The organism is Nitrincola schmidtii (assembly GCF_008973715.1).
GTDB classification, from domain to species: domain Bacteria; phylum Pseudomonadota; class Gammaproteobacteria; order Pseudomonadales; family Balneatricaceae; genus Nitrincola; species Nitrincola schmidtii.
On record NZ_WBOL01000001.1, the window covers coordinates 241,036 to 257,279 of the forward strand.

Consider the following 16,244-nt stretch of genomic DNA (forward strand, 5'->3'; position numbering starts at 1 on the left):
CTGCGAAAACTTAATCTTAACCTTAGGTTACCAGCCTTGCGTTGACCTGATAACGATTAACATCCTGATTTAATTGACTAGAAAGTGCTTTAAGCTGCTGACTCAGTTGATGAATCGCATTCAAGTCATTTTCATTATCTGCTACCAGCTGATCCATCACAACGGTACCCTGCTCTACTTGTTCTACCACATGAAACTGGCTATTCGCTAAACCGGCCATGTTTTGACTTAAATGGTAGATTTCATCTACTGCTGTGTTGATCTGTTCAAACGCATCGCGACTTTGATCGACAACCTTCACACTTTCATCAGCTAGTTCTGCACTTTGATCAGCCACTTCAGTGGCTTTATCCACTTTTGATTGCAATTGACCGATATTCTCGTGAATTTTTGATGCCTCATTTTGCGTAATCACAGACAAGTTACGGACTTCATCAGCGACCACCGCAAACCCTCGACCAGCATCACCCGCTCTGGCTGCTTCGATGGCAGCGTTCAAGGCTAACAAATTGGTTTTCTCTGAGACTGATTCAATCGTTTGCAGAATACGATTGATATCTTGCGTATCCCTTGCAACGTCGGTGATTTTCTCACGCATATCATTAACCAAAGACGCAAACTGCTTGATCTGATCGCTGGTTCGCGATGACGAAGACAAAGCACCTGATGCCGTGCTCGATGCGGTTTGGGCATACTGCTCAGAATCTTTGACTTGCTGACTGAATAGTTTGACCGCATCGACTAGCGAATGAATAGAACTGGATAACTGATGGTTTTGATCACGATATTGAGTTGAGGTATTGGTCAATCGCTGCCCCAATTGATCCATTAAATCTGAGAAATCACTCAAGGAGTGAGCGTTATTTTGCAACTGCCCTATCGCCTTTTCATAGTCAGACATAAATTGATTAAACGCTTCTGCCAAGGGAGCGAATTCTGACCCTACTTCAACCGGTGCTCTTAAGGTCAAATCCCCAGTTTGGATAATTTGATGCATGACACGCTGCATATCCTGAACGGATGAACTGGCTCCATGCTCAGAGACATTCAAACCGGCAATTTCATCTTCTAAAGGCACGCGAAGCTTATCTATCCACTTTAATCCACCAAAGAGGATTAAGCCCATGGCAAAGCCCCACACAAACACGCTAAAGACACCAATCAGCTGCACCCAAAACTGCTGCCAAACACTTCCTGCAGCCAATTCACCTACAGCGAAAAAAGGGAGAACCAAGGTACCGAAAGCACCCGCGACACCATGAGCTGAAATCACGTTGACGGGGTCATCAACTTTAAACTTATACAGCAATATGTATTCAGCCACATAGACCACAATACCAGCGATGGCACCAATCATCACCGCACCTAGCGTCGAGACCACATGGGCACTGGCCGTAATGGCCACCAAGCCACCAATAACACCGTTAAGTAACTTTTCCACACTGACCAAACGCTGATCATGAAACATCATCGACGCTAGGAAACACGCAGCACCACCTGCTGCTGCCGCTAACAGTGTATTGGCAACAATACCGGGAACGGTGGAATCGGCTGCAAAGGTACTACCACCATTAAAGCCAAACCAGCCAAACCACAGAATCAATACACCGATGACCGCTAAGACTAAATTATGAGCAGGAATAGCGTTCACCTTGCCATCTTTACCAAAACGCATCCAACGCGGACCCACCACAATTGCACCAGCAAGACCCACCCATGCGCCTAAAGAGTGCACGACCGTTGACCCAGCAAAATCCATAAAGCCCATTTGCGCTAACCAACCCTCTTCGTTCCAGATCCAATGGCCTGAGACGGGATAGACAAAAGCAACTACCATCACCGAAATAAGCACATAAGACATAAAGCGCATTCGCTCTGCTACGGCACCAGAGACAATCGTCGCAGCAGTACCCGCAAAAACTGCTTGAAAAACAAAGTAGGTATAGACACTGGGATCGCCACTGTCGTCCAGAATCTTAGGAATCCCTATCCAACCCGATATAGAGTCACCAAACATAAAGGTGTAACCCAACAACCAAAAGACTAAAATCGCTGCAATAAAATCGGTAATATTCTTAATCGCCACATTGATGGTATTTTTCGCTTGCGTCAGCCCTGACTCTAATGCGGTAAAGCCTGCCTGCATAAACATGACCATCGCAGACGCAATGATGATCCAAATCAGGTCAAATTGGTGTTGAGTTACAAATTCAGTCATCGGCATATCCTCTGGAAAACTACCAGAGCTTGGAGCAATTAACATGCCACAGCACAGCAACAGACAACTAATAGACTGTCGATTCGAAGATCACGGCGATAGCGTGTTAGAAATTTTTAATGATGCCATTCTGAACACCACCGCTTTGTATGAATACGATCCTCGTGATCATGCCACTATTGAGCGTTGGTTCAGTGATAAACAGCAACATAACTTTCCCATACTAGGGGTATTAAATGAAAAAAATAGGCTCATGGGATTTGCCAGTTATGGACGTTTTCGGCCCTATCCTGCTTTTAACACAACCGTTGAACACTCGATCTATATTCATCAAGACTTTCGAGGTCTAGGTTTAGGTAGACTTCTGCTTTCTGCCCTTATGGAGCGTGCTGTAGAACAAGGCTACCATTCTATGATCGGTGCTATTGATGCCGAAAACACTCCCAGTATCCGACTTCACCAGCAATTAGGATTCCAACCAACTGGGCTTTTACCAGAAGTTGGTTTTAAATTTGAGCGATGGTTAACCTTAGTGCTGTATCAAACAATTCTTAGCAACTAAATTTGTTACAGGGTTTTATTGACCTGTATCTAAAAAAAGGCGCGTAAGCAAAGCAATAACGCAGCTAAAAATGATAAACTCGTTTTCATTATTTGGCCGTACAGACATATCCATCCTATGACCTCAATGTCTACATCCTTTTCACGATTGATAATCTTAGTTGTTCTAATAGGACTGTCGACACTCGGAATTTTTTACTACCAATTTCATTCATCTGTCACTAGCTATGAAGACAAGGTCTATGAACAAGTCAGTCAACGCTCTCATGCCTTAGCCATCAAGCAGCGCGAGATTGTACGTGCCAAGATGTATGAATTGGATCGTGTTTTGCTTACTCTGCGAGATGCCGTTAAGAATGAGCAGTTTAATCAACAGCAGCTCGAAGAGTTAATGTCGTTACAAAAAAGCTATAACCAAGAAATAGCAGACTTCCTACTATTAGACTCACAGGGCATGATGACCGCTTGGACACGTGCTGAACCCATGCCTATTGTGAAAGATAGAGATTACTTTCAATGGCAGCTAAATCAACCCGAAGACCAAGTTTTTCTTTCGAGCATTCAAGTGGCTCGAGTTGAAGAACCCTTCACCTTCTTTGCCATGAGCCGCAAAATCACCAATGATCAAGGAGATTTTATAGGAGTTATCGTCGCCACCGTCGACATCTTCAAATTCTCATCAACCCTTGATGATCAACTCTTTGATGGTCGTTTAACGCATGTGCTGGTCAACGATGAATCGAAAATCATTTTTCGACTTCCCTTTGCCGCAGATTTTATCAACCAGCCCCTAGCATCACTGGATAAGTATGGGAATAACATACCCGACCAAGATAGTTATATCGTCTTATCGCCTTTTGACTCAATAAACCGCTTAGTGACCTTCCAGCGCGTGCCCAATTGGCCTTTAATCGTTTATATCGGTGAAAACCTCAGCTATGCTGATCAACTGATTACCGAATTTACCACCAAAGAACAAAAGCGTTGGGGGGCGCTCGCAGTTTTCATAGTACTTTTGGGCGTTATTATTATCGCCCTGCTTAAACGTCGCTATGACAATGCCCTACAAATTCTACAACAACGAAAAGAACTGGATGACTACCATCATCGCAATCGTGCGATATTAGAAGCGATGCCTGATCTCGTCTTCACCTTGGATAAATCAGGCATCATCTTGGACTATCAATCGAGTAGCGACGAACTTCTGTTCATGTCACCTGATCAATTTATCGGACGCTCTTTCATCGATGTCATGCCGCAAACAGTAGCCGAAAATGGCTATTTCCTTCTCAATCAAGTCATCAAGACTGGAAAATTGCAACTCTATGAGTATCCATTAACGATTAAAGACCAAGATCTTTACTTTGAATTGCGCATGTCCAAAATCGATGACGACAACATTTTAGCGATGGCGAGAGATATCACCGCACGTAAACAGGCCGAAAAGCAGCTAACCTGGCAAGCCACCCACGATGCGCTAACTCGGCTGCCGAATCGAGTATTGTTTTACGACCGTTTAAGCCAAGCCGTGACAAAATCGCTTCGACAGCCTTCCCCTTTTGCCCTTCTTTACTTAGACATTAACGGCTTTAAACCGGTTAATGACACCCTGGGTCATAGCATTGGGGATCAACTTTTAATTGAGTTTTCTCAGAGACTTCAACAACATTTAAGAGCTTCCGACACGTTTGCCCGCCTAGCCGGTGATGAATTTGCCATCATCCTGTTTGACTGTCTTTCTGAAGCCAAGGCACAAGAACTTGTTGACAAGTTACATGATCTCATTGAAAAACCTTTCATGATTAATACCCATGAGATTTTGATATCTGCCAGTATTGGCTTAATTTGGACAAATCGATGGGAAGGTAGTGTCGATGCGCTTGTGAATAGCGCAGATCAGGCTATGTATCGAGAAAAGCATTTTCAGAAACAAGAAAAACAAGACACAGCGAGATAAGCAGAGCAAAGATAACGTTCAATGCCCAGCTTATCTGTCTTGATCACATTAACTGATCAGCAAAACTATGATTAGTATCTCGATGCTCTGCTTCATCGGCACGAACGGCCATCACAACCTCACGTAAACGTGCATCCTGAGATAACTTCCAGTAATCGATAGCTATTTTTGGTGCTGGGATATTCTCATAAAGACCGCTATCAATACCTTCAAGATACTCGGTGTAACTATAAACAGCTTCTTCCTCTAGATAACCAACGATTCGATGCGCTGTTTTGCTCGAACATAAATACAACAGAAAAAACAGGTTATAAAAGAACCCCTGAGCAAGAACAATCAGGAAACGCTCAAATCGATTCGGTTGTGCTACCTCGATAAAGGTCATGAGGTGCATGCGCTCATTTTCCGCTTCCTCCAACAAGGTCCGAATCCAACCATCGTCATCTTTAATGCGTCTTAACGCGTGCAGATGTTGTATGGTGCCCCCTACCATGCCAGGTACGGCGGCAACAGTCTCTAGCACAACGGCTCGATGACCATACCGCCCCTTAAAGAATAGATCAGCGAATATGCGCATAAATTTTACAAACCGATAAGCAACCCAATCAGAAAATGACTTCGGCGTGTAGTGGGTTTGTTTCACTTCGGGTTGAAGTGTTTTGGCAACATTTAAGTCCATCATGACACTCCTCTTGGATATAAAACCGGTTTAAGAAGTTAACCATCTCCTTTAGCAAACACTGGATAATCTTCTAACCATAAGATATTTATAGTTAGTTATCGTTATTAGACTTAAGTTCAATTTAATCATTCAACTGATAGCTTCTCCGTCAGAGTGATACAGATGAACACAGTAAGATGAAAAATTTAATGTCGTCACTGAAGCTGTTAGACTCATTAAATAGCTATCTAACAAGGAAAATTCATGTCATCCAAAGTCTATTGCACGGCCCAGTTTCTTCCTAAAGAAGGTAAAGAAACTGAACTTTTTCGGGTGCTACAGTCCCTAGAACCCAACACATTGCGAGAAGATGGCTGTATTCAATACATCGTCACCAAACAGATACAAAGCCCATTCGCGGAAGGCAAAAGCTTCCCCATCGTGTTTCATGAAATCTGGAAAGATATGGCAAGTTTTGAAGAGCACTGCCAGCGTGATGAAATCAGCAACTTTTTTGAGTCCTACTGTTTAGCTGAAGACGGACTGGCAGCAGATTGGAATGTGTGTGTTTATTCGGATGAGGGTTAATAGCCATGCCATCACTCAAATCCACCCAAGCCTACTTGGAGCGCCATCATGGTGGCGATGGTAAGCTGGCGGCTCAGCGCACACTAGAAAGCCATCAACGTAATCATGATGAGGTGTTTCAGGCGTTTTGGAACCAGCATGTTGTGTTATCGAATGATGCTGAGTGTCATATCGTTGATCTCGGTTGTGGTCCTGGGCTCTTTTTACAGGATCTCCACCAACGTTACCCGCAGGCTACCTTAACAGGAGTCGAGTGTGCGCCCTACATGTTGGATCAAGTACCTGATCTGCCAGAGGCTATCAATATTCAAGTGGCCGATTTAAATCTAGATCTGCCTGATCTTTTTCCAACCAATAGCATCGATATTGCCGTGGCGAATCGACTGGTTCATGAACTGCATCAACCTGTGAGCTTATTTCGTAACCTGCAGCATTGGTTAAAACCTGGCGGTGTGTTTGTGTTAGTGTTAGTGGATATGGTGCGCCAACCACTGAAAAGCTACGTATCACATGAACTTAAAGGAACGAATCTAAACGATCCTCAATTAACTGATAAAACGTTAGAAGATTTATTCATACATTTTTTAGAACACAACCGCTATCATGTAGATGATTTAGTTGATTTATTAACTCTTTGTGAGTTTAAAATTTTGGCTGTTGAGCCAATTCGAAGTGGTCGCGCTGTGCAAATTGCCGTCCAAAAAAGCGAATAAACTATTTAAAAGGATTTCTCATGTCCAAATCTTTCGTTTATGCCTTAATAGCAGGCTGTTTGATCGTTTCAGTTTCTTCAGCTCAAGCTGCTGAAGAATGGACTTCTCGTGTGGCGTTGTATGGTTGGGCAACTCACTTAGATGCCAAGGTTTCTCATCCTCTTCTTCCCACCGTCAGTGTGGATAAAAGCTTCAGTGACATTTTAAAAACCATCGATTTTGCCGCTATGGGTATGATGGAAACTCGCAAAGGTGACTTTGGTCTGATTCTGGATGGTATGTATGTTCAGATGAAGGACGGAGCATCCGCAACACAGGGACCACAAACCGTTGATGCCAACTTAACAATGGATTTAACAACCCTGATGCTCGCTGGACAATACCGCATCTCTCAAACACCCACTAGCTATGCTGATCTAATGCTTGGGGTGCGAGGTTGGTCTGTCAAAACAGATATCACCATTGAACCTTTCAATCTCCAAGACAAACGATCAAAGCAATGGGCCGATCTGATGGTCGGTGCCAAAGGGATATATGATCTGAACCAAGAGTGGTTTGCATCTTGGTCAGCAATGGTGGGAGGCTTTGATATTTCATCTAACTGGGTAAATGATCTTCACCTAGGTGTGGGTTATCGCATTAGTGAAAACTCTGCCGTGCAATTAGGTTACCGCTATTTAGATGTTGACTATAGTCAGGGGAATTTCGATATCGATACCAAACTGGGTGGTTTAATACTGGGAATCGATTACCGTTTCTAAAAGAATAGGCGATTCATTTGGTTATTTTTGCTGTTTACTTAACCATTGCATCCGTTCCTTAATTAAAAATAATTTCAATTTTGTCAGAGGTATTTATGAAAAAAATCTCTACCGCCCTTCTTTCCGGCGTATTTGCCGCGTCTGTTGTTTTAGCGAGTCAAACGCATGCGTGTACACGCATGGTTTATCACGGTCCCGATGATATGGTCATTACCGGTCGAAGTATGGATTTTTCCTTAGATATCCCAGCTAATATCTGGGCTTTTCCCCAAGGTATGCAGCGCGAAGGTATGGTCGGTGCTAATTCGGTTGAGTGGACGTCGAAATATGGCAGCGTGATTACCAGCTCATGGGATATCGCCACGACGGATGGTATGAATGAAAAAGGCTTAGTCGCCAATTTATTGTGGCTGGTGGAGTCAGAATATCCAGCCTTTGAAAAAGATGGAGACCGTCCAGGCATTGCGGTGTCTTTATGGGCTCAGTTCGCCTTGGATAATTTTGCCACCGTTGAGGAGGCGGTCAATTTCTTTAAGGACGAACCTTTTGCCGTAGTATCTGACTACATACCTGGCACTAATAAGTTTACCACTGTGCATCTGTCTATGTCGGACAGCTCCGGTGACAGCGCCATCCTGGAATACATTGAAGGAAAGTTAGTGATTCACCATAACCGTGACTATCAGGTGATGACTAATGACCCACCGTTTGAGCAACAGTTAGCCATTAAAGGTTATTGGGAAGGCATTCCCGGTACGATTTTCTTACCGGGCAGTAATCGCGCTCAAGACCGTTTTGTCAGAGCGTCGTATTATATTGATCGTATTCCACAAACCAGTGACCCTCGTATTGCTGCTGCCAGTGTGATGAGTATCGTACGCAATGTCTCTGTACCTTATGGAATTTCTGCTGAAGACCAACCTCACCTATCCAATACACGCTGGCGTGTTGTTTCTGATCAGAAAAATCGTATTTATTACTACGAAAATGTTCTTACACCCAATGCCATCTGGGTTGATTTTAACAACATTAATTTTAGTGAAGGGGCAAGCGTTAAGAAATTGGCGTTAGCGGAAGAACAGATCTATGCAGGTGAGGCGAGCCAATACTTTGTTGAATCTGAACCTTTCCAATTTATGGGCCTGTAAAAACGTATCAGCGGATCTGCAATACAGGTTACAATAGCGCGACATGACAAAAATAGGACGATCTCAATGACTGCCACAGGTTTGATTACAGAAGCTGAACTCGATCAGCTAGAAGCTTTTCTATTTTCATCAGCGGTTTCGGAGGATTCTTTAGATCTGATTGGAACACATGGATTGTTATGCGCGCTAAATATCAGTCCAACGAAAGTGCCTGAACAAGAATGGCTGGATCTGTTATTTGACTCAGAGCCTAAGTGGGAATCAGCAGAGCAAAAGGAACTGATCATCGGTCTATTGCGCAAACTGCACTTTACCATTGGTCAAGATCTGTACAATGATCAGGAAACCCTACTTCCTTGTGAATTGACGCTGGATACTGACGAAGATGAAGACGAAGATGAACCAGAACTGACGATCTGGGCACAGTCCTTTATGGAAGGTGTATTTATGCGTGAGGAAGACTGGTTTGGTAATGATGAAGAGACTGTGGCAGGTCTTCTATTACCGATCATGGTAGCTTCTGAACTTTTTGATGATCCTGAGATTCTTGAAATTAGACAGGACAGAGCACTAAGTGAAGAAATGGCAGAGCAGATTCCAGAGCTATTGGTGGATCTATATCTGTATTACCACGCACCAGATAAATAATTGATTTGAGATCTTACAATAGAAACGCCCGCTATGCGGGCGTTTCTATTTGATCAGTGAAAACTTATGGGTTAGTAGGTTACACGCATGGTGCTACCTTGACCTAACACACGTACGCGATCACCTGGGCTGAATATTTGGTTAGGATCAACCTCTTGCACTACGGAAACGAGTGAACCGTTGTCCAAGCGAACAGTGACTTCAACGCCTTGACGACGACTGGTCATCTCTTCAACACGTTGACCACCGACACCACCGGCAACCGCACCAATAACGGTAGCAATTTGACGACCACTGCCACCACCAACTTGGTTACCTGCGATACCACCAATAATGGCACCAGCACCGGCTCCAACAACGCCATCTGTACGACCTTCAATCACGATGGGTACGACAGACTCTACACGACCCATTTGTACCGTCTGAGCCTGACGAGCTTCACCACGGCTGTAGCTGGTTCCAGTCAGCGTCGACTGAGCACAGCCGGTTAGTACCGCACCACTGAGCAGAAGAGTCAATGCAACTGCGGTTTTCTTCATCATACGTTTTCTCCTAGCATTAAAAGCAACTATACATTCTATTATAGACCATTATACCGACCTGAAACTTAACCGAATCTTAGCAACCGATCATTTTTTCAAACATGTTGTGGATCACCATAGAGTTTATGATAAAGCCCCTTCTCTTCTATCAACTTATCATGGCTACCCTGCTCTGCAATTTGTCCATCTTCAAATACATAGACCTTATCCGCTTGCTTCACCGCGCTTAAACGGTGCGCAACAATCAAGGTGGTACGATTTTTTAAGAACTCATGCATCGCCTGATGCAAGCGCGTTTCTGTCGTTGTATCCAGTGCTGAGGTGGCTTCATCCAAAATAACGATGGCCGGATCACTTAACACCATTCTAGCAATAGCAAGCCGTTGTCGTTGCCCGCCTGATAAACGAACACCTTGACGTCCAACCAATGTATCCAGTTGATTAGACAACTCATCACGAACGAAGTCATCTAACTGCGCGACTTTTAGCGCATCCCAGCACTGCTCGTCTGTGTAGGACTGCCCCATTAGTAAATTATCACGGACGGTACCGTTAAACAGTGCCGGCTGCTGAAGCACTGTTGCTACTTTCTCTCTGACGCGGGCAAAACCTATCTCTTTAACAGAGATACCATTAAAACGCACATCACCTTCTTCAGCTGGATATAAACCCAAAATCACTTGAATCAAGGTGGATTTGCCACCGCCACTGGCACCCACTAGGGCCACTTTTTCGCCCGCGTTAATATGTAATGAAATACCTCGAAGCACTTCCTGCCCTTCACTGTAACTAAAATGAATATTTTCAACGACAACATCCACACCGGCATGTTGTGCAAAAGGATCTTTTAAGGCGGGATAATGTGGTTCTTCTTTCAAGGCAATCAGGTTATTAACTCGCGCCAATGCTGCCTTGGCACCAAACCAAGCATATTGAATCCCTAAAATCTCTTGTACTGGCCCCATCATAAACCAAAGGTAGCCAAATACTGCCATCATTTGCCCCACACTTAAGTCTGAAAACAGCACCATCATCATGGCGACAGATCGGAATAGATCAAATCCTATGAGAAACACCAAAAAGCTAAAGCGATTGGCCGCATCGGATTGCCATTCAAAACGACTGGAGTGATCTCTTACATCTCGCGCACTGTCGACTAAACGCATTAGATAATGGCGTTCACGGTTACTGGCACGAATCTGTTGAATGGCATCAAGCGTTTCGGTTAAGGCACCTTGAAACACCTCATAAGAAAGGTTTTCTTGCTTTTTAAGGTCTTTAACCCGCGTACCTATCACCATCGTTAACCAGATGACAAAAGGATTCAGAAACAGAATAAAGAGAGCCAACTGCCAGTGCATCAACAGCAGAATGATGGCCGTACCAATGATGGATAACACAGCCACTAACAGGCGACTGATGGAACTACCGACAAACCGATCAACGGTATCCAGGTCTGTGACAAAATGTGATGCCACTCGTCCGCTGCCAATGGTTTCATATTCGGCCATTGATATTCTCTGCAAGTGCGATAACAGAGAGGAACGTATTTTGAAAATCAGATCTTTAGAGATAATAGTAAATTGACGTGCCTGCCAAACGTTCAAAATAATTGCAATTACACGTAACACAACGGTTAAGGCAAACACAGAAAAAATATACAAGGCGGGCCCATGCCAAGATGCAGGAAACAGCTGATTAACAGCCGCCACAATTGCGCCCGGCTGATCAAGCAGCACTTCATCGACAAGTAAAGGCATTAACAACGGAACAGGTACCGAGGCAATCGCCGCTAATAACGCCACAACATTAGCGATGATCAGTTCACGACGATGCTTTAACGCAACACGCCATATCGAGTGCCATGTAAACTGCTGCGGCCCATCGCGCTGGGGTTCAATCGACAAAACACGCTCCTTGATCCCAATCTAAGCGGTTCAAATCCTCGCTCCTTGGGGTAAATAATGATAGTTTATGCGCTTCCAATTTTTCATTCCAACGAGAAGAAACAGATCATCACCATGGACAGTTTGACACTCAATCCACTTTGCCATGCAAAAGGCGAAGTACAGCTTCCAGGCTCTAAAAGCCTTTCGAACCGTTTATTGTTGCTTGCAGCACTGGCGGAGGGTGAAACACGCATCACCAACCTACTCGACAGTGATGATGTCAAACATATGCTGAACGCGCTACAGAAGCTTGGCGTTCAGTATCAACTCTCTGATGACCGAAAGAGCTGCACTGTGCAAGGTACGGGCAAACCCTTTCAGGCAGATCAACCTTTAGAACTGTTTCTCGGCAATGCTGGAACTGCCATGCGCCCCTTGTGTGCAGCGCTTTGCTTGGGTCAAGGTGAATTTACCTTAACCGGAGAACCGCGCATGTCAGAGCGCCCTATTCGTGACTTGGTAGACGCTTTGCTTCCTCTAGGTGCTCAGGTGACCTACTTAAAAGAAGAGGGCTATCCACCACTCACACTTCACGCGAAAGGCCTAAGTGGAGGAACCGTTAGTATTCGCGGTAATATCTCCAGTCAGTTTTTAACCGCATTACTGATGGCAGCACCACTCGCCAAAGATGATTTAGTCATACAAGTTGAAGGTGAACTCGTTTCTAAACCTTATATTGATATCACTCTACACAGTATGGAATTGTTCGGCGTCAAAGTCGAGAATGAGAATTATACGCGTTTTGTTATTAAAGGAAACCAATGTTATCGCTCTCCAGGTGAAGTGATGGTTGAGGGAGACGCCTCTTCTGCGTCTTACTTCTTGGCCGCTGCAGCGATTGCAGGTGGAACCGTTCGTGTCTATGGTGTGGGGTCAGACAGTGTGCAAGGCGACAAAGCCTTTGCAGAAGTGTTAGGTAAAATGGGTGCCAACGTGACCTATGGACCGACGTGGATCGAAGTGACGCGTGGAGATGAGCTAAAGGGTGTCGATTTAGACCTAAACGCGATTCCTGATGCCGCCATGACGATTGCTACCACCGCCCTGTTTGCCAAAGGGCCAACAGCCATTCGTAATGTGTATAACTGGCGAGTTAAAGAAACTGATCGGTTAAGTGCAATGGCAACTGAATTGCGTAAAGTCGGTGCCGAAGTGATCGAAGGTGAAGACTTTATCGAAATCACTCCGCCTACTGAACTCATAGCGGCGAGTATCGATACCTATGATGATCATCGCATGGCGATGTGTTTTTCCTTAGCTGCCTTTGGCAACGCACCCATCACGATTAATGATCCGGGGTGTACTCGTAAGACCTTTCCGGAATATTTTGATCTGTTTGGAAAGATTACCCAGTAACTGGATTAGGAATTCGCCCACATCTGGGCGAATTAAACATCGGTTGACTACTTCCCACCACCTTTACAGTTAGGTGAAGCAGGAACCAAACCTTGTAAGGACTGCCATTCGTCTGGCGTATAGAGATGCAGCGCCAGCGCATGAATGGGATTTTGCATCAACTCTGCGACTAAGCCATACACTTTTTGATGACGACGAACCTTGGGCATAGCGTCAAAATCTGAACTAACCAAGGCTAGCTTGAAGTGGCTTTCCGTAGCGGGTCCTGAGTGCATGTGACTTTCATTTTCAAGGGCAAACACGTCAACATTCACCCCTTCACGGACTAAAGATTCTAATTTTTCAGCAACGTTCATGATAGGTTCTGCTTCTTTTCTGCTAATTTCATAAAATGATGGTGTATACGTCTGACACTAAACCACACTAAAAACACCACCAGCGGAATCATTGCACCCGTCACAATGGATTTATCGAAAGGCACACCGAAGTTGTAAACGGCATCGATCAAATATTTGAGTAATCCAACCAAGTAATAACTGATTGCAACCACTGATAAGCCTTCCACGGTATGCTGCATCATTAATTGAACTTGAGAACGCTTATCCATTGAGGTTAACAAGGTTTGATTTTGATGCTGAATGGATAGCTCTACACGTGTACGCATCATATCAGATGCGCGGTCAACACGGCGCGAAATATCTTCTAATCGATAGGCAACCGATTCACAGGTCTTAACCGCTGGTGTTAGTCGGCGCGTCATGAATTCACGGATGGTTAAATGCCCTGATACTTCATCTTCCCGTAGTTCTTCTAATCGTGTTAACACTAGCTGATGATACGCACGAGTTGCAGAGAATCGGAAAGTGGATTTGGCTCTAAAGGCTTCAATACGAGCAGCCATATCGGTCAACTCTGCCAGTATCGCTCGCTCATCAACATGATTGTGATCGGCCAAGTCCTGTGTAATCCGAGCCAGTTGTTGATCCATCTCAGTTAGATCTGGGGTAATTTCTCGTGCTAAGCTAACGGAAAGTAACGACATCAGACGATAAGTTTCGATTTCCAGTAATCGCTGTGTTAACCGACCTAACTGACTATTCGACATACGATGATTCAGTACCAAAAAACGCCCAAAACCATCGCTATGCATTCTGAAAGTACCCCATACGCGAGCACTCCCATTATGAGGGCAACTCCCCACCAAACGCATTCCCTCAAATGCGGGACGAATCAATTGAATATCCGTTTCTAAACCTTTTTCTGATGATTCTAACTGCAAATGGAAAGCGGCAACCACCTGTCCTTTTAACCCTGCTAACCAACCTTCGGGTAAAGGACTGATGCCCGTCGTTACAAAAGGGATTTCTCCATCATCTACGGGTGCTAAATTAATAAAGGTATAGGAAGCAAACTCCATGTGCTGTTCGCGGCGAATTCGGAAGTGACCAAAATCTTTCTCATAACAGCGAACTTCTTTATCGGGTTGAGGTAAACCCATTAATTGATGCAATTCACATAGATGGTCAAACTGTTCTTGGCTTTGCTCTGGCGTCGTCAGTAATGCTAGATGTGTAATTCGTGCTGGACAGGGAATAACCTGAAATGGACGCGAGTGTAACTCATCATACAATGCAGATCGTAATGGATGCTGCTCCATCGGAAAGGCGGTGTCCATCATCGGGAAAGTCTCTTAGATAAAAGTCTTTTAAATAGAAAAGTCTTTTGGTTTTATGTATTCACATTATATCGTTATACGAATTCTATCTAAATACATATCCTATGTTAAACATAACCCCTGCAGTCCCAAAAGGTATCATTTCCAGATTGACACGATGATGCTCAACACCAAAAGCAGGTAAAATGGCAGGTGCTACACCAAAACGGTTAAAGGGAATCTTGTCTCGATATTCACCCCGATAACCGTGTAACAGTCCAGCAGTCAATTTGGCATAGGCCCGAGTGGTTTCATTTTCAAAATAGTTGTAACGACCACCAGCATATAGATAGGTGCTTTGCTGATTAAACGAGTTTTTAAACGTTGCTCCGCCAACTAGCCAGCGAATTTCGTCCCGCCAATCACTTCCCGCTGGTCGTTGAATATTGATGTTATCTTTTTCTGCGAAGGTCCATTCAAGATTAATTAAACGCTGCTTTTCATGATGATCTGGGTCATTACTATAATGAGTTGTAAACAATGATGTTTGCAACAATAGCTCTCCACCCTGTTGAAAGAGGGGCTGAGTATCGGCATGAGAAGTGATCGACAAGCCTGTTGCCAAAACTCCTAAGGCAGTTAAGGCTGTAATACGTTTAATCATGGTGCTCTCCTTATGAACATTCGACACTAGTATACCCTGCAAGGCCAAAATTGGACAAAAAGGGATGGCTAGAGTTTCATCCTGCTCATTTTGAAAACTTTAGGTTACAATCTATGGATGAATATTGCGGTGTATCCTTGCCTAGAGTCAAAAGAAGACTGGCTGATTTTTTTCAGACGGGAGCATCCCTATTGCCTGATAGATACACCATCGACCCTAGTCGACTTTCAAAGTACGTTTTTACAATTAACCTGCTTTAAGCCTAATGAAGAAGACGCTGCTCGCTACACCTTGGGCTCTCGATCGAGCTTGGAACCTGCTTGGCAATTGATAAAAGGATGCGGTTGGAGTTTACGGTCTGTGATAGAGGGTCTGGAGAGCCTCAACTTCAATACCAATGTGCGTGATAACTCAGCCTTCAAAATTCCCAGTGAGCTCAGCGTTCGTAAGAGTTTCGCAAAGGAGCCTCGACTTTGTCGCTTTATCAAACCCACTGTTTCGAAAACCCTTAGTGCGGAGCAACTGGCACAGTATCTTTACGCTGAGCAGTATGACCAACTTGAGATGCTGTCAAAATCCTTCACTCCAAGCCTTCACAGCATGATTCTTTCGTTGAGCACAGAACCACTCAAGTGGCAAGTTACTGAAGAAAATTCCTATTTAATAGCTATATTTAACTCTCAAGCTGTCTGTCAATTGCGGCTGAAAGCTACTCCTGCTAAACGTCACCTTTTGTCTGATAAAATACCCTTTTGAAAATAATGGTTTCTTAACAAAAACATCTATACTCTGATAAGAAATAAATGAATAAAATTAACTCTGCA

General features: G+C 44.2%; 16 protein-coding genes. 9 read left to right on the top strand and 7 right to left on the bottom strand.

All coding sequences use genetic code 11. The annotated features are described in order from the left end of the window. Nucleotides 1-22 precede the first annotated feature (22 nt). Nucleotides 23-2,218, bottom strand: a complete 2,196-nt coding sequence (gene amt / locus F7R24_RS01165; RefSeq protein ID WP_168926747.1) for an ammonium transporter — start codon at nucleotides 2,216-2,218, stop codon at nucleotides 23-25. Nucleotides 2,219-2,261: 43 nt separating this feature from the next. Between amt and F7R24_RS01170 the strand changes: the two genes are divergently transcribed. Next, a complete protein-coding gene (locus F7R24_RS01170) occupies nucleotides 2,262-2,780 on the top strand; it encodes a GNAT family N-acetyltransferase (protein ID WP_151669401.1) in 519 nt (172 codons plus the stop codon). A gap of 126 nt (nucleotides 2,781-2,906) precedes the next feature. Continuing rightward, a complete protein-coding gene (locus tag F7R24_RS01175; protein WP_168926748.1) occupies nucleotides 2,907-4,736 on the top strand; it encodes a bifunctional diguanylate cyclase/phosphodiesterase in 1,830 nt (609 codons plus the stop codon). Nucleotides 4,737-4,779: 43 nt separating this feature from the next. Here the strand turns inward: F7R24_RS01175 and F7R24_RS01180 are convergent, their stop codons facing one another. Beyond that, the gene (locus tag F7R24_RS01180; RefSeq protein WP_240775931.1) at nucleotides 4,780-5,418 is read right to left on the bottom strand and encodes an alternative oxidase; all 639 of its coding nucleotides are present in this window, start codon (nucleotides 5,416-5,418) and stop codon (nucleotides 4,780-4,782) included. Between the two features lie 243 nt (nucleotides 5,419-5,661). Here F7R24_RS01180 and F7R24_RS01185 point away from each other — a divergent pair, with 243 nt between their 5' ends. The 5 genes from F7R24_RS01185 (at nucleotide 5,662) to F7R24_RS01205 (ending at nucleotide 9,255) form a co-directional block, all read left to right on the top strand. Then, nucleotides 5,662-5,985 carry a putative quinol monooxygenase gene (locus F7R24_RS01185; protein ID WP_151669403.1) on the top strand — a complete coding sequence of 108 codons (324 nt, stop codon included), beginning with the start codon at nucleotides 5,662-5,664 and terminating at the stop codon, nucleotides 5,983-5,985. A gap of 5 nt (nucleotides 5,986-5,990) precedes the next feature. Continuing rightward, entirely contained in the window at nucleotides 5,991-6,698 is a 708-nt protein-coding gene (locus tag F7R24_RS01190) for a class I SAM-dependent methyltransferase (protein ID WP_151669404.1), read from the top strand. 20 nt (nucleotides 6,699-6,718) lie between these two features. Continuing rightward, nucleotides 6,719-7,459 carry an outer membrane protein gene (locus tag F7R24_RS01195; protein WP_151669405.1) on the top strand — a complete coding sequence of 247 codons (741 nt, stop codon included), beginning with the start codon at nucleotides 6,719-6,721 and terminating at the stop codon, nucleotides 7,457-7,459. A gap of 95 nt (nucleotides 7,460-7,554) precedes the next feature. Next, on the top strand, nucleotides 7,555-8,607 hold the full coding sequence (locus F7R24_RS01200) for a linear amide C-N hydrolase (RefSeq protein ID WP_151669406.1): 1,053 nt from the start codon (nucleotides 7,555-7,557) through the stop codon (nucleotides 8,605-8,607). A gap of 66 nt (nucleotides 8,608-8,673) precedes the next feature. After that, on the top strand, nucleotides 8,674-9,255 hold the full coding sequence (locus tag F7R24_RS01205) for a YecA/YgfB family protein (RefSeq protein WP_151669407.1): 582 nt from the start codon (nucleotides 8,674-8,676) through the stop codon (nucleotides 9,253-9,255). Between the two features lie 71 nt (nucleotides 9,256-9,326). On the opposite strand, the gene F7R24_RS01210 is transcribed toward F7R24_RS01205, so the two are convergent. Together F7R24_RS01210 and F7R24_RS01215 are read right to left on the bottom strand one after the other, a co-directional pair. Further along, the gene (locus F7R24_RS01210) at nucleotides 9,327-9,797 is read right to left on the bottom strand and encodes an outer membrane lipoprotein (protein ID WP_338087077.1); all 471 of its coding nucleotides are present in this window, start codon (nucleotides 9,795-9,797) and stop codon (nucleotides 9,327-9,329) included. A 95-nt stretch (nucleotides 9,798-9,892) separates the two neighbouring features. Continuing rightward, nucleotides 9,893-11,704 (bottom strand): ABC transporter ATP-binding protein, encoded by a 1,812-nt coding sequence (locus F7R24_RS01215; RefSeq protein WP_240775932.1) that lies wholly within the window; start codon nucleotides 11,702-11,704, stop codon nucleotides 9,893-9,895. Nucleotides 11,705-11,818: 114 nt separating this feature from the next. Here F7R24_RS01215 and aroA point away from each other — a divergent pair, with 114 nt between their 5' ends. After that, nucleotides 11,819-13,102, top strand: a complete 1,284-nt coding sequence (aroA, locus tag F7R24_RS01220) for a 3-phosphoshikimate 1-carboxyvinyltransferase (protein WP_151669521.1) — start codon at nucleotides 11,819-11,821, stop codon at nucleotides 13,100-13,102. Nucleotides 13,103-13,149: 47 nt separating this feature from the next. Here aroA and F7R24_RS01225 read toward each other — a convergent pair whose 3' ends face one another. The 3 genes from F7R24_RS01225 to F7R24_RS01235 all read right to left on the bottom strand — a co-directional run bounded on the left by F7R24_RS01225 (nucleotide 13,150) and on the right by F7R24_RS01235 (nucleotide 15,420). Continuing rightward, nucleotides 13,150-13,458, bottom strand: coding sequence for a BolA family protein (locus F7R24_RS01225; protein WP_151669408.1), 309 nt, complete (start codon nucleotides 13,456-13,458; stop codon nucleotides 13,150-13,152). Next, a complete protein-coding gene (locus F7R24_RS01230; RefSeq protein ID WP_240775933.1) occupies nucleotides 13,455-14,780 on the bottom strand; it encodes a DUF3422 family protein in 1,326 nt (441 codons plus the stop codon). The genes F7R24_RS01225 and F7R24_RS01230 overlap by 4 nt, the downstream gene beginning before the upstream one ends. A gap of 82 nt (nucleotides 14,781-14,862) precedes the next feature. Next, nucleotides 14,863-15,420, bottom strand: a complete 558-nt coding sequence (locus F7R24_RS01235; RefSeq protein WP_206057446.1) for a hypothetical protein — start codon at nucleotides 15,418-15,420, stop codon at nucleotides 14,863-14,865. Between the two features lie 117 nt (nucleotides 15,421-15,537). Between F7R24_RS01235 and F7R24_RS01240 the strand changes: the two genes are divergently transcribed. Beyond that, nucleotides 15,538-16,176 carry a hypothetical protein gene (locus F7R24_RS01240; protein ID WP_151669409.1) on the top strand — a complete coding sequence of 213 codons (639 nt, stop codon included), beginning with the start codon at nucleotides 15,538-15,540 and terminating at the stop codon, nucleotides 16,174-16,176. Nucleotides 16,177-16,244 lie beyond the last annotated feature (68 nt).

Bases quoted from the DNA above. Each gene is read 5' to 3' on its own strand.
- amt (WP_168926747.1), bottom strand. From the start codon at position 2,218: ATGACTGAATTTGTAACTCAACACCAATTTGACCTGATTTGGATCATC.
- F7R24_RS01170 (WP_151669401.1), top strand. From the start codon at position 2,262: ATGCCACAGCACAGCAACAGACAACTAATAGACTGTCGATTCGAAGAT.
- F7R24_RS01175 (WP_168926748.1), top strand. From the start codon at position 2,907: ATGTCTACATCCTTTTCACGATTGATAATCTTAGTTGTTCTAATAGGA.
- F7R24_RS01180 (WP_240775931.1), bottom strand. From the start codon at position 5,418: ATGATGGACTTAAATGTTGCCAAAACACTTCAACCCGAAGTGAAACAA.
- F7R24_RS01185 (WP_151669403.1), top strand. From the start codon at position 5,662: ATGTCATCCAAAGTCTATTGCACGGCCCAGTTTCTTCCTAAAGAAGGT.
- F7R24_RS01190 (WP_151669404.1), top strand. From the start codon at position 5,991: ATGCCATCACTCAAATCCACCCAAGCCTACTTGGAGCGCCATCATGGT.
- F7R24_RS01195 (WP_151669405.1), top strand. From the start codon at position 6,719: ATGTCCAAATCTTTCGTTTATGCCTTAATAGCAGGCTGTTTGATCGTT.
- F7R24_RS01200 (WP_151669406.1), top strand. From the start codon at position 7,555: ATGAAAAAAATCTCTACCGCCCTTCTTTCCGGCGTATTTGCCGCGTCT.
- F7R24_RS01205 (WP_151669407.1), top strand. From the start codon at position 8,674: ATGACTGCCACAGGTTTGATTACAGAAGCTGAACTCGATCAGCTAGAA.
- F7R24_RS01210 (WP_338087077.1), bottom strand. From the start codon at position 9,797: ATGATGAAGAAAACCGCAGTTGCATTGACTCTTCTGCTCAGTGGTGCG.
- aroA (WP_151669521.1), top strand. From the start codon at position 11,819: ATGGACAGTTTGACACTCAATCCACTTTGCCATGCAAAAGGCGAAGTA.
- F7R24_RS01225 (WP_151669408.1), bottom strand. From the start codon at position 13,458: ATGAACGTTGCTGAAAAATTAGAATCTTTAGTCCGTGAAGGGGTGAAT.
- F7R24_RS01230 (WP_240775933.1), bottom strand. From the start codon at position 14,780: ATGATGGACACCGCCTTTCCGATGGAGCAGCATCCATTACGATCTGCA.
- F7R24_RS01235 (WP_206057446.1), bottom strand. From the start codon at position 15,420: ATGATTAAACGTATTACAGCCTTAACTGCCTTAGGAGTTTTGGCAACA.
- F7R24_RS01240 (WP_151669409.1), top strand. From the start codon at position 15,538: ATGAATATTGCGGTGTATCCTTGCCTAGAGTCAAAAGAAGACTGGCTG.